This is a genomic window from Archangium gephyra, from assembly GCF_042230915.1.
GTDB lineage: Bacteria > Myxococcota > Myxococcia > Myxococcales > Myxococcaceae > Archangium > Archangium gephyra_B.
On record NZ_CP102578.1, the window covers coordinates 1,359,666 to 1,380,861 of the forward strand.

At 69.9% G+C, this 21,196-nt stretch carries 16 protein-coding genes; 10 read left to right on the forward strand and 6 right to left on the reverse strand.

Going from position 1 to position 21,196, the window contains the following annotated elements; translation table 11 throughout:
* Positions 1–88: 88 nt before the first annotated feature.
* From NR798_RS05595 to NR798_RS05605, 3 genes are all read right to left on the reverse strand, one after another.
* Positions 89–1,930 carry an ATPase, T2SS/T4P/T4SS family gene (locus NR798_RS05595; RefSeq protein ID WP_375770374.1) on the reverse strand — a complete coding sequence of 614 codons (1,842 nt, stop codon included), beginning with the start codon at positions 1,928–1,930 and terminating at the stop codon, positions 89–91.
* 120 nt (positions 1,931–2,050) lie between these two features.
* The gene (locus NR798_RS05600) at positions 2,051–2,710 is read right to left on the reverse strand and encodes a hemolysin III family protein (RefSeq protein WP_375770375.1); all 660 of its coding nucleotides are present in this window, start codon (positions 2,708–2,710) and stop codon (positions 2,051–2,053) included.
* Complete coding sequence (locus NR798_RS05605; protein WP_375770376.1) at positions 2,707–3,522, reverse strand: fatty acid desaturase; 816 nt, start codon at positions 3,520–3,522, stop codon at positions 2,707–2,709. The genes NR798_RS05600 and NR798_RS05605 overlap by 4 nt, the downstream gene beginning before the upstream one ends.
* An 81-nt stretch (positions 3,523–3,603) precedes the next feature.
* Here NR798_RS05605 and NR798_RS05610 point away from each other — a divergent pair, with 81 nt between their 5' ends.
* The 9 genes from NR798_RS05610 (at position 3,604) to NR798_RS05650 (ending at position 13,321) form a co-directional block, all read left to right on the forward strand.
* A complete protein-coding gene (locus NR798_RS05610) occupies positions 3,604–4,239 on the forward strand; it encodes a TetR/AcrR family transcriptional regulator (protein ID WP_375770377.1) in 636 nt (211 codons plus the stop codon).
* Positions 4,240–4,347: 108 nt separating this feature from the next.
* Positions 4,348–5,031 carry a uracil-DNA glycosylase gene (ung, locus tag NR798_RS05615; protein ID WP_375770378.1) on the forward strand — a complete coding sequence of 228 codons (684 nt, stop codon included), beginning with the start codon at positions 4,348–4,350 and terminating at the stop codon, positions 5,029–5,031.
* Between the two features lie 71 nt (positions 5,032–5,102).
* Positions 5,103–5,909, forward strand: a complete 807-nt coding sequence (locus NR798_RS05620; protein ID WP_375770379.1) for a hypothetical protein — start codon at positions 5,103–5,105, stop codon at positions 5,907–5,909.
* A 49-nt stretch (positions 5,910–5,958) separates the two neighbouring features.
* Complete coding sequence (locus NR798_RS05625; RefSeq protein WP_375770380.1) at positions 5,959–6,525, forward strand: hypothetical protein; 567 nt, start codon at positions 5,959–5,961, stop codon at positions 6,523–6,525.
* Positions 6,522–6,890 (forward strand): hypothetical protein, encoded by a 369-nt coding sequence (locus NR798_RS05630; protein WP_375770381.1) that lies wholly within the window; start codon positions 6,522–6,524, stop codon positions 6,888–6,890. Before NR798_RS05625 ends, NR798_RS05630 begins: the two co-directional genes overlap by 4 nt.
* Before the next feature lie 23 nt (positions 6,891–6,913).
* Positions 6,914–8,065, forward strand: a complete 1,152-nt coding sequence (locus NR798_RS05635) for a hypothetical protein (protein ID WP_375770382.1) — start codon at positions 6,914–6,916, stop codon at positions 8,063–8,065.
* A 189-nt stretch (positions 8,066–8,254) separates the two neighbouring features.
* Positions 8,255–11,029 carry a DNA gyrase subunit A gene (gene gyrA, locus NR798_RS05640; protein WP_375770383.1) on the forward strand — a complete coding sequence of 925 codons (2,775 nt, stop codon included), beginning with the start codon at positions 8,255–8,257 and terminating at the stop codon, positions 11,027–11,029.
* A 319-nt stretch (positions 11,030–11,348) separates the two neighbouring features.
* Positions 11,349–12,929: a hypothetical protein gene (locus NR798_RS05645; protein WP_375770384.1), complete on the forward strand. Its 1,581-nt coding sequence runs from the start codon at positions 11,349–11,351 to the stop codon at positions 12,927–12,929.
* A 95-nt stretch (positions 12,930–13,024) separates the two neighbouring features.
* Complete coding sequence (locus tag NR798_RS05650; RefSeq protein WP_375770385.1) at positions 13,025–13,321, forward strand: YkvA family protein; 297 nt, start codon at positions 13,025–13,027, stop codon at positions 13,319–13,321.
* A gap of 1 nt (position 13,322) precedes the next feature.
* Here NR798_RS05650 and NR798_RS05655 read toward each other — a convergent pair whose 3' ends face one another.
* Both NR798_RS05655 and NR798_RS05660 read right to left on the reverse strand, forming a co-directional pair.
* Positions 13,323–16,532, reverse strand: a complete 3,210-nt coding sequence (locus NR798_RS05655; RefSeq protein WP_375770386.1) for a bifunctional cytochrome P450/NADPH--P450 reductase — start codon at positions 16,530–16,532, stop codon at positions 13,323–13,325.
* Between the two features lie 159 nt (positions 16,533–16,691).
* Positions 16,692–17,390 carry a TetR/AcrR family transcriptional regulator gene (locus NR798_RS05660; RefSeq protein ID WP_375770387.1) on the reverse strand — a complete coding sequence of 233 codons (699 nt, stop codon included), beginning with the start codon at positions 17,388–17,390 and terminating at the stop codon, positions 16,692–16,694.
* Positions 17,391–17,440: 50 nt separating this feature from the next.
* Here NR798_RS05660 and NR798_RS05665 point away from each other — a divergent pair, with 50 nt between their 5' ends.
* Complete coding sequence (locus NR798_RS05665) at positions 17,441–18,451, forward strand: NADP-dependent oxidoreductase (protein WP_375770388.1); 1,011 nt, start codon at positions 17,441–17,443, stop codon at positions 18,449–18,451.
* A 120-nt stretch (positions 18,452–18,571) separates the two neighbouring features.
* Here NR798_RS05665 and NR798_RS05670 read toward each other — a convergent pair whose 3' ends face one another.
* Positions 18,572–21,196 (reverse strand): VIT domain-containing protein, encoded by a 2,625-nt coding sequence (locus NR798_RS05670; protein WP_375770389.1) that lies wholly within the window; start codon positions 21,194–21,196, stop codon positions 18,572–18,574.

The following is a 21,196-nucleotide window of genomic DNA, read 5'->3' on the forward strand; positions in this document are numbered from 1 at the left end:
CACTTTCCCCCCATGTGGCGCCTACCGCAAGGTCACGCACTCCAAGTAGCGCCGGGTGCGTGACGAGCGTGTGCCCAGGCGAGCGGGCTCAGCGGCGGGGCTTCTCGGGGATGGGTTTGATGTGCGTCTTCTCCGAGCTGTCCAACTCGCGCGGTGCGTCATCCTCCTCCAGCTCGCTGGAGGGGACGGGGGGAGGCGGACGCGCGGGAGCGGGAGGAGCGGGCCTGCGGGGAGGGGCCGCCACGGCGGGGCGGGAGCCGGTGGGCGGGGCGGGACGAGGCGGCGGCGTGGCGGGGCGGGCCGGACGCGGCGGAGGGATGCCGCGGCCCTGGGTCGCGTCGAGGTCCTCGGCCAGGAGGTCCGCGGCCACCTGCACGCTGGGCTCGTCGGGAGGCGCGCCGAGCCCGTCATCCACCTCGGAGGCGAAGGGGTTGCGCGTGGGCGGCGGCGTCTTGTCGTCGTCCTGCACGTCGTTGCGCTCCATGACGGGCGGGGCGGGACGGTGGGAGGGCAGGTTGGGCCGCAGGGCGGGCCCGGGGCGCGCGGCGGGGACCTCGGCGGTGGCCGAGCGGGGCCGGGCGGGCGGCTCGGGATTCCGGGGGGCCGCCATGGGGAGGCTGGCGGGCACCTGCACCTGCACGGGCGAGGCGGCGGGTGCCGCGGGCTTGCCGTCCTTGGCGTCGCGGGCCTCGTCCTTGAGGCGCTGCTCGAAGGCCGACCACTCCTTCTTGTAGCTCTCCGGGTCGCGCTCGCCGCGCTCGCGGTGCTTGAGCGAGGGCGCCCAGCGCACGGAGTAGCTCTCGCCGGCGTGGAAGGAGGGCGGCGGCGGCACGCCGTAGGTGGCCGGGTCGAAGAAGGACTCGTCCAGGTCCGAGAAGCCGTAGGCGCGCGCCCGGGCGACGAAGTGGGGGATGATGCCGGTGGGCGCGTGGTAGCCGAGGATGTGGCCCTCCTCGTCCTTCGTCACCGGGGTGAAGACGAAGATGTCCTGGGTGCGGTACTCGCCCTTCTCGTTGAGCGGGAGCACCTCGGAGAGGGCAATCGTCTTGCGGCTGCCGTCGTGGAGGCGCTCGCAGCAGACGATGAAGTTGATGGCGCTGGCGACCTGGGCGCGGATGGCCACCATGGGCAGGTCGATGCCGGACATGAGGCACAGCGACTCGATGCGGCGCAGCGTGTCGGTGGGGGTGTTGGCGTGGGTGGTGGCCAGCGAGCCGCCGTGGCCGGTATTCATCGCCTGCACGAGGTAGAAGGCCTCGCCGCCACGCACCTCGCCCACGACGATGCGGTCGGGGCGCAGACGCAGGGCCGAGTTGAGCAGGTCTCCCATGTCCACGCCGCCCTTGCCGAACTTGTCCGGGGGCCGGCTCTCGAAGGGGACGAGGTGGGACTGGTTGAGCTGGAGCTCGGCCGAGTCCTCGATGGTGAGGATGCGCTCCTCGTCGGGGATGAGGGAGGAGACGATGTTGAGCAGCGTCGTCTTGCCCGAGCCGGTACCGCCGGACACCAGCATGTTGAGCTTGGTGTGGATGCCCGCGTCGATGAGCCGCGCCATCTGCGGCGTCATGGACTTGAACTTGATCAAGGACTCGATGGTGAGCTTGTCCTTGAAGAACTTGCGGATGGAGATGGTGGTGCCCTTGCGGGCGATGGGCGGGATGACGACGTGGATGCGGCTGCCGTCGGGCAGGCGCGCGTCCAGGCGGGGGCGCTCGTCATTGAGGAGGCGGCCGACGAACTGCGCCATGTTGCGCGCGGCGCCGATCAACCCTTCTTCGGTGAACGTGGCATCGGTCTTGGAGACCTTGCCCTTGCGCTCGATCCAGATGTCGGTGGGCCCGTTGATCATGATCTCGGAGACCGAGGGGTCGTCGAGATAGGGGAGGACGGGCTTGAGGAAGGCGCGGAGCGACTCGTTGTACATCGACATGGCGCCCCCGAGGCTAGCCCGAGACCGGCCGAGTCCCAAGAGGAGCGCCAGGTTGACGGCAGGGCGGGGAGGCGGCCGTCGCTCCCTCTCCCTCTGGGAGAGGGTGGGGGTGAGGGTCTCTCAGGCGGGAGCGGCGCGGACCAGCAGGAGCACCACGGTGAAGTGGAGCACCGCGCCCACGATGGTCAGCGCGTGGAACACCTCGTGGTAGCCGAACACCTCGGGCAGCGGGTTCGGCCGCTTGGAGGCGTACGCGACCGCGCCCAGCGTGTAGGCCACCCCGCCCAGGAGGATGAGCGTCAGCTCCATCACGCCGAGCGAGTGGCGCACCTCGTTGAAGTAGGGCACCAGCGTCCAGCCCACCCCGACGGCGAGCGCCGCCGTGAGGGCCTTGGGCGCGTTGACCCAGAACAGCGACTTCAGCACTCCCAACAGCGCCCCGCACCAGACGGCGAGCAGCAGGCTGTTGCCGGCCGCCTCGGGCAGGCCGATGAGTGCGACGGGCGTGTAGGTGCCCGCGATGAGGACGAAGATGGAGGCGTGGTCCATCCGCCGCATCCACGCCCTCGCCGGCACGGACCAGTTCACCCGGTGGTACGTGGCGCTCACCGTGAACAGGGTGACGAGGCTGACGGCGAACAGCGCCGCCGCCGTGGCGGACCGCGCGCCAGGCGCCATGGAGATGAGGACGAGCCCCGCCCCCAGCGCCACGGCGGCCGCGAACTGGTGCAGCACCCCCCGCATGCGGGGCTTCACGGCCACGGCCCCCACGGCGCTCATGACTGCGCCTCGGCCTCGTGGGGCTCCGCCATCACCGTCACGGCCGTGGCCACCGTCCCGCGCCGCGCGCGCGGAATCAGGTAGGCGCGGTTGATGGTGGCCAGCCCCAGCTTCTCGAGCATCACGCACGCACCATAGCCCAGGTCCACCTCGTGGCGGTGGTACGAGAAGGACGCCGAGCCGGGGTAGGCGTGGTGGTTGTTCTGGAAGCCCTCGCCGAAGATGAGCCACGCGGCGAAGTGGTTGTTGCGCGAGTTGTCGGACGTCTCGAAGTTGCGCGGGCCCACCGCGTGCCCGAGCGAGTTCACGAGGCCGCCCTGCACGGGGTGGCTCATCATCCCGAAGAAGTAGGACGCTCCCAGCAGCCAGCCCACGCTCAACGCCAGCCCGAGCCCGACCAGGCCGTGCATCACGTAGGGCAGGTACCAGCGGTTGGTGCGGTTGAGCGCGTTGAGCGGGAAGTCGAGATCCTTCGCGTACCGGGTGTACGCCGGGTCGTTCTTCAGCAGCCCCACGATGACGCGCTCGTAGCTGCGCAGCTGCTCCAGCGCGATGCCGAGGATGCCCACGTTGACCGGAGAGTGGGGATCCAGGGGCGTATCCGAGTGCTCGTGGTGAAGGCGGTGCATGACCACCCACGCCTTCGGGTCCAGGCCCGTCAACCAGTTGCCGCCCTGGATGATCCACCGGCGCAGGGCCGGATGCAGGCGCACCGCCTTGTGCGCGAGGCCCCGATGGTAGCCCACCGTAATCGTGAGGATGTTCAGCAGGTACGCGAGGGCGAAGACAGCCAGGCAGACGGCGAGGTACACGAGGACACTCTCTTCTCCGGCGGGTTACCGCCGAGTAGGTTTCGGTCAGGTAAGTTACCCAATCGTAGGTTCGGAGTCAACGTGGCGAAGAAGCAACGGCTGTCGGGTGCGGAGCGCCGGGTGCAGTTGATGGAGGTGGGGCGGTCCGTCTTCGCCGCGCACGGTTACGAGGCGGCGTCCATCGAGGAGATCGCCCAGAAGGCGGGGGTGTCCAAGCCCATCGTCTACGAGCACTTCGGCGCGAAGGAGGGCCTGTACGCGGCCATCGTGGACCGGGAGATGGACAACCTGGTGGCGCGCATGTCGGAGAGCATCGCGCAGGGCACGCCGCGCGGGCGCTTCGAGGCCGCGGTGATGGCCTTCATGACGTACGCGAAGGAGGAGCCGGCGGGCTTCGCCGTGCTCACGCGCGACTCGCCCAACGACGAGGCCCGGCGCGGGCTGACGCGTGTCATCGACGACCTGGCCCAGCGCGTGGGAGACATCTTCCAGAGCGAGTTCGAGCGCGCGGGCTACAACCCGAAGGTCGCGCCCATCTACGCCAACGCGCTCGTGGGGATGGTCACCCAGGTGGGCCAGTGGTGGGCGGCCGAGGGCCGCTCCTTCTCCATCGACCATGTGGCGCGCCACGTGGCCGCGCTCGGCTGGATGGGGCTGAGGCACCTGCCGAAGGACCCGGCCTCGCCCACCACCCGGAATGGGCCGAAGCGGCGCTGAGCCCCAGGTGCCACCGGCTGGAAGCGTGACATGGCGCATGACATCCGCCAGCTGACCGCAAAAGTAGTGTAGGACGGGGATTTCAACGAGGCACGAGACGGAGGCGCGATGGGCTCGATGAAGGACCGGCTGCCGGCGGGCTGGAAGAAGGAGCTGAAGGACGTGCTGGCCAGCCCGGAGTTCGCGGAGCTGGAGGCATTCGTGGCGGAGGAGCGGCGGGAGCACACGGTGTACCCGTCGGAGGAGGATCTGTTCTCGGCCTTCCGGCTGACGCCGTACGAGCAGGTGAAGGTGCTGCTGCTCGGGCAGGACCCGTACCACGGGCCGGGGCAGGCCCATGGCCTGGCGTTCTCGGTGCAGCCGGGAGTGAAGCCGCCGCCCTCGCTGGTGAACATCTTCAAGGAGCTGCAGAGCGACGTGGGCGCGCCGAAGCCGAAGGACGGCTCGTTGGTGCCGTGGGCGGAGCAGGGGGTGCTGCTGCTCAACGCGGTGCTGACGGTGCGCCAGGGGGAGGCCAATGCCCACGAGGGGCACGGCTGGGAGCGCTTCACCGACGCGGTCATCCAGAAGGTGAGCGACAAGCCGGAGCCCGTGGTGTTCATCCTCTGGGGGAGTTACGCGCAGAAGAAGGAGGCGCTCATCGACACGTCGAGGCACGTCATCCTGAAGGCGCCGCACCCCTCGCCGTTGTCGGCGAAGAAGGGCTTCTTCGGGAGCAGGCCCTTCAGCGAGGCCAACAAGGCCCTGAAGAAGGCGGGGCGCGAGCCCATCGACTGGGCGCTGCCGTCGTGAGGCCGGGGGGGCTACCCGGCGGTGAGGCCTCGCGAGCAAGCCGGCCCGCGACTGGTTAGAGTCTAGCCACCATGGCGAAGACCGCACCCCGCAAGGCCCCGGCGAGCCAGAAGAAGGCCGCCCGCGAGGCACCGAAGAAGAAGAGCGCCGTTTCCGCGAAGAAGAGCCCCGCGCCCGTGAAGAAGCGTGTGGCTCCGGTGAAGAAGCCCGCCGCCGCGAAGAAGCGCGCCGCTCCGGTGCCGCCTCCCGAGCCCGAGGAGACCGCGCAGGAGGAGGTCCCCACCGCCGAGCCCGTCCCCGAGATGAAGGCCCTGCCTGCCGGCGAGCCCGTGGCGGGCCCCACGCTGCCCTTCGAGATCGACCCCAAGCGCCTCGAGGAGAGCCTGGGCAAGCTGCGCGACGAGCTCGTCCACTGGACCAACAAGGGCCGCTACACGAAGGTGCGCTTCAAGTTCCGCGGCAAGCAACTGCTGCCGGACCTGCCCATCGCCGCCGTGGTCGCCGCCGAGGGCCTGACGTTCTACTGGGGCGGCATCCTGCGCGCGCTCGTCTTCACGGTGGCCGGGGGAAGCCTGCTCCAGGTGGAGCTGGTCAACGACGCGGACAAGCGCGTGCAGGCCGGCAAGGAGGCCCTGCTCGCCGGTGACCTGGACGACGCCCTGGCGCACTTCCGCGAGGCGCTGGCGATGGACCGGGACAACATTGGCGCGCACCTCAACGTGGGGGTGGCCCTCAAGCTGAAGGGAGACCGCACGGGGGCCCTGGCCTCTTTCGAGCGGGCCAAGGCGTTGGATCCGGAAGGCCCCCTCGGCGCCGAGGCCGAGCGGCTCGCCGCTCCTCTGCGTCCAAAGGGCGACACCATGGCCCAGGTGGGCTGAGTCCGGTGTGTGGGGGCGAGTAGAATGGTCCTCCATCAATGGAGGACCCATGACCTGGATTGTTCGGCTCTTGGTCTGTGTCGCGTTGCTGCTGGCCCCCATGCAGCACGCGGATGCGTCTGGAATCGTGGGCGAGCCGACCCCCGTGCTTGCTCTGGGTCATCCGATCCGCTTTACCGACTTGTCGGGCGGAGTTCCTGATTCAATCCAGGCGCATACGCTCGTATTGATTCTGCGCGGAGAAGTCGCGGCGGCCGGCGATTACTACTTGCTGGCCACGGGTGCATCGCAGCTCCCGAAGTGGTTCTCGGCACTCCAACAGGCGTTCAATGCGGCAAGCCGCGCTCCCAATGCTTGTCAGGCCACAGCCAATGCGATTGCCGAGGGATTCAGGCGGTTGGGCCAGAGTCCCCAGCTCATCCGAATCTCAAGCACGGGTGGGGACATGCTGTCGTGGAGAGGCCGGCAACTGGTCTCGGACAACAACTTCCATGTGGCCGTGCGCAATGATGGAAGAATCTTCGATGCCTTCACGGGCGCGGTGGGAATGACCTGGGCCGAATATCAGGCCGCCATGACGTACCTGGGAACGCTTCAGTCCACGGTGATTCCATGAGCGCGATTCGTCCCCTCGAAGAGTGGAAGGGCCGGTTCGTTTCGACCCTGGACGTGCTGCTCTTCATCCGGGAACAGATTCTGGGTGGGGTGATGCCAGAGATGTTCTTCGGCAGGCTGGATGTAGGGGCAGCGGCTGCGTTCGTGCACGGCGTGCGTTTCCACCTGTACTGCGGTGGAGTCGAGGACGCGCGGTACCAGGAGTTCAGCGCCTGGCTCCGGGACGTCCGGAATGAGTTCCCGTCCGGCAAGGGCTGGGCCGGGCTGTATCTGGAAGAGGCCGGGGGAGACCATCGGGCGGCCATCCTGCGGTTCCTGGAGCGCTGTGCGGAGTACGACTCCCTGACCCGGGAACGAGCCACCTGAGCCCGGATATACTCCGGGCCACCATGGGAGCACCGCGCGACGAATACCAACTGCGGCTGGAGGGCCGGGCGGAGCTGCTGGCGCCCGCCCGCGAGCGCTACTACCGCCTGGTGCTGGTGCTCGCCGAGTCCCGGTGGCAGGAGCGGTTGCGGCGCGAGCTGCCCCTGCTGCGCGAGGTGGCGGCCCACCAGGACGCCCTCGACGCCATGCTCGCTCCCGCCCTGCGCCGCGCCCATGCCGAGGCCTGGCCCGTCAGCAACCCGACCGTCCACTGTCTGCACGAGGTGCACTCGCTCCATGAGCAGCTCGTCCGGGACGTGGCCCGCAAGCTGGGGCGCAGTCCCCAGGAGCCCCTGGGCAGCCTGATGCGGGCCCTGGAGGACTGGCTCGTCACCATCCCACGGGAAATCCCCCCCCACCTGCGCGCGAGCACCGCGCTGGAACTGCTGCCGGACTCGCTGCCCGCCCTCCGCGAGGCCGCCGCCTTCGGGGCCTTCCTGGAGCCGCTCTTCGCCCACCCCATGCTGCTCACCGGCCGCATCCCCTTCACCCAGGTGCAGCGCGAGGAGCTGCGCCTGTGGTGGCCCCGGGGCGAGGCGGCGCTGGCCTCGGTCTGGGGCCGGCTGTCCGGGGTGGACGCGAAGGGCCTCATGGTGGCCGAGCTCCGCAAGCAGGCCACCCGGGCGCCGCTCCACCCGCCGCGCACCGGCCCCGAGCGCCTGGTTCACGCCGAGTACTGGCACCAGGAGGCCTGGGCCCGCATGCGCCAGCTCGTCCAGGTGCGGCTCGCCCCGCTCGTGCCCGAGCCGCACGAGTACCTCCCCGTGCTCTGGTGGCTCCTCGAGCGCGAGTACGTGCCCCGCATCCGGCTCCTCGCCTCGGACGCCCTCCCAGAGGCCCGGGCCGGGCTGATCGAGGTGGCCTACGAGCTGTGGGACGCCCAGCGCCCGGATATTCCCGACGAGGAGCATTGGACGCCCGCACGCTGGGCGCGGCTGGAGGAGCAGGCCTGGCGGGCGGATGAGGGCCGGGGCGGGGCGGATGGTGATCGGCTCCGTGACGTCTTCCGAGAGCTCATCCAGCGGCATGGCATTGGCACGCCGAGCCTGCGTGGCTGGAAGGATTCGTCGCGGCTCGTACCGTTGGTGCAACAAGCCCGCGCGCTCATGGGTTGAAGGGGGGAAAATGGGTGCCCGGAAGGGTGTCCGATGCCCCCCGGCCGGGCGGGCTCCGGGCCGCCTTTCTGGCTACCCCTCACCACCCCCGTGTTTCCCTTGTTGACGCAAGAAAATCCGGGGGTTAGGTAACCACGTTACCCAAGATGGGCCCCCTCGCGCGGGCCCCTTCGAGACCCTCCAGATTTCATGGCCGACGACACTACCGACAAGCCGGCAACGCCCCCCGCGCCTCCGCCTCCGGGCAGCGTGGGAGAACTCATCCCCGTCAACATCGAAGACGAGATGCGCCGCTCGTATCTCGACTACTCGATGTCCGTCATCATCGGGCGCGCCCTGCCCGACGTGCGTGACGGCCTCAAGCCCGTGCATCGCCGCGTCCTCTACGCGATGAACGACCTGGGCAACTACCACAACCGCGCCTACAAGAAGTCCGCGCGCGTGGTGGGTGACGTCATCGGTAAGTACCACCCCCACGGCGACACCGCCGTCTACGACGCCATGGTGCGTCTGGCCCAGGAGTGGAGCCTCCGCTACCTGCTGGTGGACGGCCAGGGCAACTTCGGCTCGGTGGACGGCGATTCCCCCGCCGCCATGCGTTACACCGAAGTGCGCATGGACCGCCTCGCCGAGGAGATGCTCTCGGACATCGACAAGGAGACCGTCGACTTCGGTCCCAACTACGACGACTCCACCGTCGAGCCGCTCGTCCTCCCCAGCAAGTTCCCCAACCTCCTGGTCAACGGCAGCACGGGCATCGCGGTGGGTATGACCACCAACATCCCGCCGCACAACATGACCGAAGTGCTGGATGGGACGCTGCACCTCATCGATCACCCCGAGACCACCGTCCGGGAGCTGATGCAGTTCATCCCGGGTCCGGACTTCCCCACCGCCGGCTTCATCTCCGGCCGCGAGGGCATCGTCCGCGCCTACGAGACGGGCCGCGGGCAGATCACCCTGCGCGCCCGCACGGAGATTGAAACCTCCAAGAAGGGAGACCGTGAGGCGATCATCGTCACGGAGATTCCCTACCAGGTGAACAAGGCGCGGCTCATCGAGAAGATCGCCGACCTGGTGCGCGAGAAGAAGCTGGAGGGCATCAGCGACATCCGCGACGAGAGCGACCGGCAGGGCATGCGCATCGTCATCGAGCTCAAGCGCGATGCGATGTCCGCGGTGGTGCTCAACAACCTGTTCGCCAACACCCCCCTGGAGACGACGTTCGGGGCGGTGATGCTGGCCATCGACGCGGGCCAGCCGCGCACGCTCACCCTCAAGGAGCTGCTCGAGCGCTTCATCTCGCACCGCCGCGACGTGGTGACGCGCCGCAGCCGCTTCGAGCTGCGCAAGGCACGCGCCCGCCGCCACATCGTCGAGGGCTTGCTCGTCGCGCAGGACCTCATCGACCTGGTGGTCAGCCTCATCCGCGCCTCGAAGGATCCGGACGAGGCGCGCTGGGGCCTGATGAACATCCTCTCGCCCGCCCTCTACGAGCACGAGCGCTTCAAGAACCTGCAGCGCATCGACTACGAGAAGGCCAAGGCGCAGATGGAGATGCTCGTCTCGCGCGCGCGCGCCGAGGTGCCGAGCTACTCGGGCCTGGAGCACAAGTACGAGGGCTCGGGCTTCAGCGAGGAGCAGGCGAAGAACATCCTCGAGATGCGCCTGCAGCGCCTCACCGGCCTGCAGCGCGAGGAACTGTTCCGCGAGCTGGTGGACCTCATCCGCGAGATTCTCCGGCTGGAGGACATCCTCGCCAACGAGTCGAGCCTGCTCAACGTCATCAAGACGGAGCTGCAGGAGATCCGCGAGCGCTACGGAGACAAGCGGCGCACGGAGATCACCGGCGCGGTGGATGAGATTACGAGCGAGGACCTCATCGCCGAGGAGACGATGGTGGTCACGCTGTCGCACACGGGCTACGTGAAGCGCTCGCCGCTCTCCGAGTACCGGGCGCAGAAGCGCGGTGGGCGCGGCAAGACGGGGGCGACGACGAAGGAGGACGATTTTGTCACGGACCTGTTCGTGGCGAGCACGCACGCCTTCCTGATGCCCATCACCAACAAGGGCCGGCTGTACTCGCTGAAGGTGCACGAGATTCCGTCGGCGGGCCGCACGTCGCGCGGCAAGGCGATCGTCAACCTGGTGCAGTTCACCGAGGGCGAGCGGCTGGCGCAGGTGCTGGTGACGCGCGAGTTCGCCGAGAACCAGTTCGTGTTCTTCGTGACGAAGCGCGGCGTGGTGAAGCGCACGGACCTGTCGGCGTTCGCCAACGTGCGCTCCAGCGGCATCATCGCGCTGGGCATCGACGAAGGGGACGAGCTGGTCGCGGTGAAGATCACCGACGGCTCGAAGGACATCCTGCTGTCCACGGCGATGGGCATGAGCATCCGCTTCCTGGAGAGCGAGGTACGCTCGATGGGCCGTCAGGCCTACGGCGTGAAGGGAATCACGCTGGAGGACGGTGACGAGGTGGTGGGCGCGGACGTGGTGGAGAAGGACACCACCATCCTGACGGTGACGGAGAACGGCTACGGCAAGCGGACGGAGGAGGGCGAGTACCGTCAGCAGGGCCGAGGCGGCAAGGGCATCATCGACATCAAGGCCACCGAGCGGAACGGCAAGGTGGTGGGCCTGGTCCAGGTGACGGACAAGGACGAGGTGATGCTGGTGACGAACGGCGGCATGCTCATCCGGATGAAGGCGAAGGAGATCTCCGTCATTGGCCGCAACACGCAGGGCGTGCGGCTGATCGCGCTGGAGAGCGCGGACGAGAAGGTGACGGGCATCTCGAAGTTGCCGGAGTCGGACGAGGAGACGGAGAACGGGGAGACCACCTCGCCGGTGGAAGCCGCCGCGCCGTCGGATGCCGGAACGGAAGCCGGAGCGGAGACGGAGACCGCCGGGGAGCCGTCGGAGAACGGATCCTCGGAGCCGGAGCCGGAGCCGGAGCAGAGCTGAGGTAGCAACAACCCCTCTCCCCCTGGGAGAGGGACGGGGTGAGGGTGCCACGGGCCTGGAGTTGAGCCCGTGTGAAGCCCCCTCTCCCTTTGGGAGAGGGCTGGGGTGAGGGAGTTCCCTCCTCCGGCCCTCTTCGCGTTTCAAGACCCGGTGCCCTCCAGGGCAAGCCGGAGTGAGGCCGCGCACAGAAACCGTACGGAAACCCCGTACCGGGTGTCTGGAGCCGGACGGTCAACCCCGCCTTGCCTGCATCCTTAAGTTCTGGAGGCGGGCGCGCTTTCGCATGCGTCGAGACAGGCGGCCCGCGGAGGGGGGTTCAATGCGTTCTTTCTTACTCCTGGCCCTGGCTGGAGCCACGGCCATGACGGCCTGTAGTGCGTCCGTGGAGCCGCCGGCTGTTCCCACCACGCCTCAGGGGTCGCGGCATCCGGAGCGACGAGGCATCGCTCTGCTGCCCGTGAGCGGGCTCCAGACGCTGGCGAAGCCGGGGGAGGACTTCGTCGTGGAGCCGCGGCGCTCGCTGGCGGTGACGGACGAGGTCATCCTGGCGCGCTTCAGCCTCGAGGAGGTGATGAACCGGCTCGCGGAGCAGAGCGGCATTCCGGGCCTCACGGGGCTGAGGCTCTACCAGGAGTGGTGGGACTCGCAGCGCAAGGCGCCGGGGCTGGGGCTGGGGGGCCCGCACTGCGGTGACTCGTTGCTGCCGGACGGGAAGCCGGGCTTCAACGGGTTCAGTTTCACGTGTCCGCGCGAGGAGTGGCGCCAGGCGCTGGAGAACCCCTTCGTGGAGCCCGCCACCAACCCCGCGGCGTACGTGCCCATCGGGCTCTTCAACCGCTTCGACCTGGCGGCGGAGGACGGGAGCGACTGCGGGGAGTACCGCATTGTCTTCGCGCGCCGCTCGGGCCTCACCGACCCGAACAAGCGCAACCTGATCGCCTTCGAGGGGGTGCTGCCCAACCCGAAGCCGAAGAAGGGGCTGGAGGGGTGCCGCAAGGTGGCGCGCTTCTGGGCGGAGCTCTCCCAGGAGCCGGACGCGGCGGCGCGCGCCGAGGCGCTGCACCGCTTCTACTTCGAGGGCGTGGGGAAGTTCCCGCCGGTCATCCACATCGACCACTTCGGCAACGCCACGGAGCACGGCACCGGGCAGGTGCGCACCAACCAGTTCATGCACAACATCTGGACGCTGCGCGAGTTCCGCCTGCGCAAGCGCTGCACGGGGGACACGTGCGTGATGCGCTTCGAGCCGGACACGGTGAAGACGAACCCGGCCGGCGTGCTCTTCAGCGCGAAGGTGGACCACCCGCAGAAGGAGGCCTTCGCGGAGGCGCTCGTGTCCCAGGTGGAGGCGCTGGCGACCAATGATCTGCTGCGCTACACCCTGGACGTCGAGGATCGCTTCAACAGCGGGCAGAGCAACTCGAGCGGGACGGAGAACCTCTACGCCCACCAGTTGGGCAACGGAGAGAGCCCGCTGCGCAGGAAGCTCCAGGAGCGGCTCAACAGCCTGGGCATCCCGCTCACGCCGGCCAACATCGTCGCGCGGACGCAGACGCTCACATGCGCGGGCTGCCACCAGCTGAGCACCGGTGCGAGCCTCGGAGGCGGGCTCACCTGGCCCACCAAGACGACCCTCTTCACCTTCGTGCACGTGAGCGAGCGCACGACGGAGGAGGGACCGGATGGCCCGCGCTTCGCGCTCTCGGAGGCGCTGGTGGGCACCTTCCTCCCGGCCCGGCAGCAGTTGCTGGAGGCCTTCCTCGAGCGGCGTCCACCCTTCGACAAGCACCCGGGCCCCGATGACGAGTGCGAAGAGGTGCGAGGGGCACGGGCCGGCGAGAAGGACAAGCCGGGGAAGGACAAGCCCGGCAAGGACCGGTGCGACGAAGACGACGACTGAGGACACTCACGGGTGAGGCGGCTTGCCCCACGAGCGGCCGGGCGCCTACGGTGGAGGGCCGCAATGGCGCTGGGCCTCCATCCGTAGGAGAGGACATGAACGTCGCAGGCCTTCGAGCAATGGGGACCCGGTTCTTCCGTTACGTGCGAGACCCGCGCGTGCCGATGTGGCGGAGGTTCGCGGGGCTGTTCGCCGTCATCTACTTCATCAGCCCCGTGGACGCGCTGCCGGACATCATTCCCTTCCTGGGCTGGTTGGACGACATCGGCGTGCTGTCGGCGGCGGCCCTCTTCATGGTGCGCGAGGTGCAGCGCTACCAGCCGGAGCAGGAGCCGTCGGGCTGGCCCCAGCCGGTGGGGGAGCGGTCGGGCACGCCTCCGCTCCGCGAGTGACTCAGGCGAACACGTCGGCCAGGTAGCGCCGCTGCTGCTCCATCTCCCGGAGCCACGCCGCCGCCTGTTCCGCCGTGCACCCGGTGCGCTCCTGGTGGATGCGGGCCACCGTCTCGCGCACGGCGGGGGCCATGTAGCGCCCATCGCCGCAGACGTAGAGCCGGGCGCCCGTGCCGAGCAGCGCGCCCACCCGCTCGCGCTCCTCCCACAGCCGGTGCTGCACGAACGTCACGCCATCGCGCTCCTGCCGGAAGAAGGCGGGGAACACCTCCACCACGCCCCGCGCCTGCCAGGCCTCGAGCTCCTCGCGGTAGAGGAAGTCCACGTCGGGGTGATCGCACCCGAAGAACAGCAGGGCCTTGCCGAGCTGTGTGCCGCGTTCGGCCAGCCGGGCCCGCTCCTGGATGAACCCGCGGAAGGGCGCGAGCCCGGTCCCGGCGCCCACCATCACGAGGGGCACGCTGGGGTCCTCGGGAGGACGGAAGGGGGAGTGCGGCTCGCGGAGCGTGGCGAGCAGGCGCGTGCCCGGCTCGACGCGCGCGAGGTGGCTCGAGCACGTTCCCCGGTAGCGGCCCCGCCCCGACCAGGCCGGCGCATCGACGACGGCGACCGTGAGCGAGCACCGCTCCGGCGCTTCCAGCGGAGAGGACGAGATGGAGTAGCGGCGCGGCTTCATCGGCGGCAGCAGCTCCAGGAACACGCTGAACGGCAGCTCACAGGCGGGGAACTCCTCGAGCAGGTCCAACACGCTCACGCGCTTGTCGAGCACCTGCGTGCGGTAGAGCTCCGGCTCCGCGTCCCCCTCGCCCGCGAGCGCGAGCAGCCGCTTCTTCTCGGGCGGGCACGCGGTGTACTTCGCCAGCAGCACGAGGTCGCGCCGGGTGGCGGGCGCTGACAGCTCGACGTACTGGCCCAGCAGCGTGCGCACCGCCACGGGCCTGTCGAGCGGGAGCGTGCTCTGCTCCTCGCGGGTGCGCCGGATGAGCACCGTCTCCCCGGGCTTCAGCCCGAAGCGCCGGGCCACCCGCTCCACCTGCTCGGGCGCGTTCTCCGGAAGCACCGCGAGGTGGTCTCCCGTCCGGTAGGACATGCCCTCGGGCAGCCGCACCTCCAGGTGGCGCTTCGAGCGGCCGAACGGGGATGTCATGTCCACCAGCTCGCGGTTGGCCACCACCTCCACCGGCACCACGCCATGGGCGGCCACCAGCGGGTCCGCCACCTGGTCGAGCCGCTCCACCTCGTAGCGCGGCCCCTGGCTCGTCTCCGCGGCCGCCACGCCGAAGGCCTCACCGAGCCCGGGCCACACGCCCTGGTACCAGCCGTCGAAGTCGCCGAAGAAGTCGGCGCGTGCATCCGCCTCCCCGCGGGCGAGCAGCCGCTGTGCACCCGCGGCCGCCAGCAGCTCGTCCACGCGCCGGGGCACGGACTGCCACGTCGCGGCCCAGTCCCGGTTGCCGCAGCCGAACACGGCGTAGCGTACACCGGTGAGCTCTCCGGGGGAGCGCTCCTCCAGCCAGCGGCAGAACGCCTTCGCGTTGTCCGGCGGGTGGCCGTTGTACGAAGCGCTCACGATGATGACCGCCCCCTCGCGCGGCAGGCGCCCGGTGTACGCATCCATCGTCGCGACGGTGGACGCGTAGCCCTGCAGCTCCGCGTCGCTCGCGAGGCGCTGGGCGAAGGCCTCCGATGAGCCCATGTTCGAGCCGTACAACACCAGCAGGGGCGTGCCGTGCCGCGCCACGGGGCCGGACGTCCACACCGGCTTCGCCGGGGCCGTCTGCGGAGCCGGGCGCAGGGCCACCACCGTCCTGTCCTCCTCGCGCCCCCGCGCCCGCACGCGGATCCGGAAGTCCTCCGGCTTGAGCGTCAGCGTCTCCTTGATGCGCAGCTGGTAGCGGGTGTGATCGATGAGCTGGAAGCGCTGCAGCAGCATGGCGAGCACCAGCGTCGCCTCCTGCATGGCGAACTGGCGGCCGATGCACGCGCGCTGCCCGTTGCCGAAGGGCTTCCACGCGTTGGGCGGACGCGCCGCGACTGCCTCCGGGGTGAACCGCTCCGGGTCGAAGCGCTCCGGCTCCGGCCACACCTCCGGGTCCCGGTGCAGCATCGGCGTGAGCACCATGAGCGGCTCGCTCTTGCTCACCGGCCACGTGCCGCCCAGCAGCGTGTCCTCGCGCGCCTGGAGCGCGAAGGCGGGCGCGGTGGGCCACAGGCGCAAGGCCTCGCGCAGCACCTGGTCCAGGTAGGGGAGCTGGTGCAGCTGCTCGAAGGTGGGGCGCCGCGACACGTCCCGGCCGAGCACCCGGTCCACCTCGGCGGTGGCGCGCGCGAGCACGTCTGGGTGCTTGAGGAGCAGGTAGAGGGCGAAGGACAACAGCCCGCTCGTCGTCTCGTGGCCGGCGATGAGGAAGGTCACCACCTGGTAGCGGATGTTGAGGTCATCCAGCCCCATGCCGCTCACTGGGTCCACGCCCTGGAGCATGAGGCTGAGCAGGTCCTTGCGGCTGGCGGCATCTCCCGAGCGGCGCCGCTCGCGGATGACCTGGTCCACCACCTCGTGCATGTACGCGATGTCGCGCTGGTACTGCTGCCGCGTCATCAGCATCAGCCGCGTCTGCAGGGGCAGCCGCCGGGTGCGCTCGCCCGCCTCGGCGAGGCTGCGCACCATGGCGTCCACGAAGGGGTGCATCTCCCGCTGGTAGAAGCTGTTGAAGCGGTAGCCGAACCCGCAGAGCGCGATGGTGTCCAGCGTCAGCCGCGTCATGTTGTCGGGCACGTCGAGCTCCGCCTCCGGCCCCAGCCGCTCCCACTTCTCCACCAGCTGCTCGGCGATATCGAGCATCAGCTCGAAGTAGCCCCGCATCGCCTGGGCGCCGAAGGCGGGCAGCAGGATGCGGTGCGCGCGCTCCCAGTTGGGCTCGTGCGTGTGCGCGGTGAAGAGCCCGTCCCCGGCGAACTCCCGGATGTTGTCCAGCGCGGTGATGATGCGCTTGTCGAAGCGCTTCTCGTCACACACCTCGTCCACCAGGGCGTGCGAGCCCAGCAGGAGCATGGACCTGCCCGGGAAGGACAGCCGGAAGATGGGGCCGTACTCCCGGCTCAGCCGCATCATCGACTGGATGGGCGTCTCCGACTCCACGTCGGGCACGTTGCCCACCAGGGGAAGGGGGCGGGGCTGCGGGATGGCCGCTCGGGCCGGCGTGGCGCGCATTCGGGGCACTCCTGTCTCAGGGGACTTATAGAGCCATAAGTCTTATGGAGCTATAAGCCTCGTCCTACGGCCCGTCAACCGGACCTGTCCGTTGGTGCATGTGGGTGCCTGGCGGCCGCAGGTGCCACCGGGTAGAGCCGTGCTCAGGGAGAGAGGGGGTCAGCCCCGCTTGTGACGGGGCTTCCGGGCGGCCGGGCGCTTCCCCGGAGCTGGCGTGGGCCGGGATCGGGAGGACGCCGGGGCGGCGAGCAGTCCCCGCAGCAGTTGGTCCACCACGAAGTCCGCGTACTGGGAGATGACGTGCTCGTCCTTGACGTCCAGCCCCCAGAGGCGCCGGGCCGTCTCGGGCTCGGTGAAGGGCTGGGTGCTCGCGCCGATGATGGCGAAATAGGCGAAGCGCGGATCAACGGGCCGGATGGTTCCATCCTCCACCGCGGCGGACAGCTCGCGCTGGAAGATGGACAGGGGGCCCGAGCGCAACATCGTGAACAGGGCCTCGTAGGCGGCTTCCCCCGAGCTGCTCTCGGTGTGGATGAGCCGGGAGAGCTCCGGGCGGCTGCCATTGAAGCGCACGGTGGTGCGCAGCAGGTGCTCCAGCCGGGTGATGCGGTCCGCTCCCTCCACCTCGCTCATGGCCCGGGACATCACCTGGTGGAACTCCTGGAAGAGCGCCTCGAGCACGGCCTCCCAGAGGCCCTGCTTGGAGCCGAAGTGGTGGTGCACCAGGGGCTGCGTGACTCCGGCTCGCCGGGCGATGCCCGCCGTCGTCGCGCCCGCGTAGCCTTGGTCCGCGAACTCCCTGGTGGCCGCGGCGAGGATCTCCGCCCGGCCGCTCCCTGCGAGGTGACGAGTGCTCACGGCTTCATCGTGCTGGCCCGCGCCTCCAGGGTCCAGTTATGAGGGGCTCCATGACCGCCACCAATCATCAGTTCCGTCTCGCCGCCCGTCCCGTGGGCATGCCCAAGCGTGAAGACTGGTCCTACACCGAAGAGCCCGTGCGCGAGCCGGGCGAGGGAGAGCTGCTGGTCAAGGTGCTCTACCTCTCGCTGGACCCGGCCATGCGCGGCTGGATGAACGAGGGCAAGTCCTATATCCCGCCCGTGGGCATCGGCGAGGTCATGCGCGCTGGCGCCGTGGGCCGCGTCATCGCCAGCAAGCACCCCGGGTTCGCGGTGGGCGACCATGTCTCCGGCACCTTCGGCGTGCAGGAGTACGCGCTCTCCAACGGCAAGGGCGTCACCCAGGTGGACACGCGCTTCGCCGCGCTGCCCGTCTACCTCGGCACGCTCGGCATGCCGGGCATGACGGCCTACTTCGGGCTGCTCGACATCGGCAAGCCGCAGCCGGGCAACACCGTCGTCGTCTCGGGCGCGGCCGGCGCCGTGGGCACGGTGGTGGGGCAGATCGCCAAGCTCAAGGGCTGCCGCGTCGTGGGCATCGCCGGTGGGGCCGACAAGTGCCGCTACATCGTCGAGGAGCTCGGCTTCGACGCCGCCATCGACTACAAGTCCGAGGACGTCAAGAAGGCGCTGCGCACGCATTGCCCCAACGGCATCGACGTCTACTTCGACAACGTGGGGGGTGACATCCTCGATGCGGCGCTCACCCAGCTGGCGCGGAACGCGCGCATCATCATCTGCGGCGCCATCTCCCAGTACAACAACACGAGCCCGGTGAAGGGCCCGTCCAACTACCTGTCGCTGCTCGTCAACCGCGCGAGCATGACGGGCATGGTGGTGTTCGACTACGCCGCGCGCTACGGCGAGGCCGCGAAGGAGATGGCCGGCTGGATGGCTGCGGGCAAGCTCAAGTCGCGCGAGGACATCGTCGAGGGCCTGGAGACGTTCCCCGACACCCTGCTCAAGCTCTTCAAGGGCGAGAACACGGGCAAGCTCGTGCTCAAGGTCGCCGGGGAGTAGTCGTGTTGCGCATGCTCCCTCTCCCTCTGGGAGAGGGCGGGGGGTGAGGGGAGTCCCACCGCGTGGGAACCTGTGTGGGAAGACCCTCACCCTGACCCTCTCCCAGGGGGAGAGGGGAAGTCAGCGCGTCGCGAGTGCGTCGACGTGCTGACGCAGGGCCACTTCGTTCTGCAGCCGCGAGCTGAGCCCGGCGATGGGCTGAGCGGCCTGGGCGATGCGCCCGCGGGTGCGCGGACCCGCCGCCACCAGCCACGCCACGCCGAGGGCGAGCTCGGCCACGTCGGGAGCGCTCCCCAGCTGCGGGACGAGCGCGAGCAGCGCCTCCACGGCCTTCTTCACCTGCGCGCCGTGGAGCGCGTGGTTGCTGGTGATGCCCTGGCGCAGCAGCTCCAGCAGCGCGAGCGCGGTGGCGCGGGCCTGGCGCACGGGCTCGGTGCCCGTCCCCGTCCCCGCCCACAGGCCGCTGGCGAGCTGCTGCTCGAGCAGGCCCACCCCGCCGTGGGCCCCGGGCGTCGGCTCCATGGGCGCGTCCTCCCAGGGCGACTCGGCCCCGAGCGCCTCGCCCTCGGACGCGCTCCAGTCCGCATCGTCCATGCCGGGTGGCGCCGACTCGAGCAACAGCTCCTCGGCCTCCTTGGGCGCCGGAGCCTTGTCCTGGAACAGGCTCCCGAAGAAGCCGCCCTTCTTCTTCGCGGCCTCCTGGGGAGCCGGAGCGGCGGGCGCCGGAGCGGGCGCCGCAGCGCGCGGCGCGGCCGGCGGCATGGCTCCGGGCGCGGAACGACGGAGCGACAGGGTCGTATCCTCCACACCCGCGAGGAGGTCCTGTGCCGCCGGGGTGGGCTTCGCGGGCATCGCCGCCTTCGAGCGCTGCACCGCTCCCCGGCCGCCGGAGGCGCCCACGGGGGTGGGGACGGCGCGCTCCGCCTCCTCCTGCTTCGCCGTGCCGAACATGGCCCAGCCAGCGGGCGCGTTGACGGGGACGACGCGCGTCTCCGGCTGGCCCGAGGCGCGGCGCTCACCCGTGCGCTCCTCCACCACCACGAAGGAGGTGTAGGGCGTGACGATGCCGTGCGCGAGCGCGAGCTGGATGATGCGCTCCTTGAGGGACTGGGCGCGCCGTCCCACCAGCGCGGCGTTCTGCCACGCGCGGATGCGCTCGGCGGCCCACAGCTTCTCCACCGCGGGCCGATCGCTCTGCGCGGGGAAGCTCACGGGGATGGAGAGCGAGAAGGTCTCCGCCCCGGACGTCCCCTTGAGCACCAGCTTGCCGCTGCCGGGCGTGGTGTAGCGGCCGAAGATGCTCCACGGCGTGCCGTCCACGAGCTGCGGGGGCTCGGCGGGGGCCAGCTCCGAGGCCTCCACGCCCTCGAAGCGCACCTCCACGCCGGTGACGCGGGGCGCGAGCGCGCGGGAGAACTGGGCCACCACCTTGTCGTCGATGCGCTCGCCGGGGTGGATGAACTCCACCGCGCCGCCCGTGTAGCGGGCCATGTCCTTGAGCAGCACGTCACTCACGTTGGTGCCGATGCCGAAGGAGTAGATGCGCGCCGTCCCGCGGGCTGCCATCACCGCGTCGAGGATCTCCGACTCGTTGCCCACCTGGCCGTCGGTGAGCAGCACCACCACGCCGTCCGGCACGCTCCGCACCGCGGCCTCCATGGGCTGGCGCAGCTCGGTGCCACCACTGGCGACCAGGGCGGACACCCAGCGGTCGGCCTGCTCCAGCGTCTTCTGGGTGAAGGTCACCGGCTGCGGGGAGAAGGAGTGAAAGCGGTTCTCGAAGGCGATGATGTTGAAGCGATCGCCCTCGCGCAGGTGGCGCAGGCACAGCCGGAGCGCGCCCTGGGCCTGCGGCAGGCTCTCGCCGTCCATGGAGCCCGAGGTGTCCACCACGAACACCACCTCCTGGCGCCTGGGGCCCCCGGCCATGCCGAGCAGGTCCGGCACCACGGTGAGGGCGAAGGTGCCCGGCTCCTCGCCCTTGCGGTGGGTGACGAGCGTGGTGAGCGGGGTGCTGGTGTCCGGGCTGCGGATGCTCAGCACGAGGTCACGGTCCAGCGCCACGTGGGGCTGGGAGAGCTTCACGCGCGTGCCGCCCTCGGTGCGCGAGACGTCCAGCGTGTGTGAGGGGCTCTCCACCACCACCTCGCGGCCGAGTGCCACGAGCAGCTCGAGCGTGAGGCCATAGCGCGCATCGCCCACGGGCGGGGTGATGCGGTCGGCGTCGGGCACGCGGTTCGTCGGTTCCGCCCAGCCGTGGGCGGAGCGGTCGCCGGAGGGCGTGCCGGGGATGTAGCGGGGAGCGACGAGGGTAGGCAGGGCCCAGCGCACGCAGCCCTCCTCCACCTGGATGGCCTGGAGGAACTCCACGTCCACGAGCGTCTCCTCACCGGGCAGGAGGTTGCCCACCTGGGCGGTGAAGACGTTGGGACGCTCCTGGTCGAGCAGCGCGGCACCGTGGCCGGCCGTCACCGCGTTGTCATAGGCGCGGAAGGCCTCCTCGCGCTCCTTGAGGATGCCCTGCACGCGGCGCCCGGCGCACTCCATGGAGAAGGCGGTGAGGGTGGCGTCGGAGGGGAGGGGGAAGACGTAGACGGCCTCGACGGGCTTGGACTCGGTGTTGCGGTAGCGCTGGCGCACGCGCACCCGGGCGTGGCCTCCGAGCAGCTCACCGGTGACGTCCACGCCCTGAAGGGGAACCTGCGCACCGCTCTGCGTGTACAGCCCTGCCTTCTGGTTCTCCAT

Bases quoted from the DNA above. Each gene is read 5' to 3' on its own strand.
- NR798_RS05635 (WP_375770382.1), top strand. From the start codon at position 6,914: ATGGGAGCACCGCGCGACGAATACCAACTGCGGCTGGAGGGCCGGGCG.
- NR798_RS05630 (WP_375770381.1), top strand. From the start codon at position 6,522: ATGAGCGCGATTCGTCCCCTCGAAGAGTGGAAGGGCCGGTTCGTTTCG.
- ung (WP_375770378.1), top strand. From the start codon at position 4,348: ATGGGCTCGATGAAGGACCGGCTGCCGGCGGGCTGGAAGAAGGAGCTG.
- NR798_RS05665 (WP_375770388.1), top strand. From the start codon at position 17,441: ATGACCGCCACCAATCATCAGTTCCGTCTCGCCGCCCGTCCCGTGGGC.
- NR798_RS05645 (WP_375770384.1), top strand. From the start codon at position 11,349: ATGCGTTCTTTCTTACTCCTGGCCCTGGCTGGAGCCACGGCCATGACG.
- NR798_RS05595 (WP_375770374.1), bottom strand. From the start codon at position 1,930: ATGTCGATGTACAACGAGTCGCTCCGCGCCTTCCTCAAGCCCGTCCTC.
- NR798_RS05600 (WP_375770375.1), bottom strand. From the start codon at position 2,710: ATGAGCGCCGTGGGGGCCGTGGCCGTGAAGCCCCGCATGCGGGGGGTG.
- gyrA (WP_375770383.1), top strand. From the start codon at position 8,255: ATGGCCGACGACACTACCGACAAGCCGGCAACGCCCCCCGCGCCTCCG.
- NR798_RS05625 (WP_375770380.1), top strand. From the start codon at position 5,959: ATGACCTGGATTGTTCGGCTCTTGGTCTGTGTCGCGTTGCTGCTGGCC.
- NR798_RS05655 (WP_375770386.1), bottom strand. From the start codon at position 16,532: ATGCGCGCCACGCCGGCCCGAGCGGCCATCCCGCAGCCCCGCCCCCTT.
- NR798_RS05650 (WP_375770385.1), top strand. From the start codon at position 13,025: ATGAACGTCGCAGGCCTTCGAGCAATGGGGACCCGGTTCTTCCGTTAC.
- NR798_RS05670 (WP_375770389.1), bottom strand. From the start codon at position 21,196: ATGGAGAACCAGAAGGCAGGGCTGTACACGCAGAGCGGTGCGCAGGTT.
- NR798_RS05620 (WP_375770379.1), top strand. From the start codon at position 5,103: ATGGCGAAGACCGCACCCCGCAAGGCCCCGGCGAGCCAGAAGAAGGCC.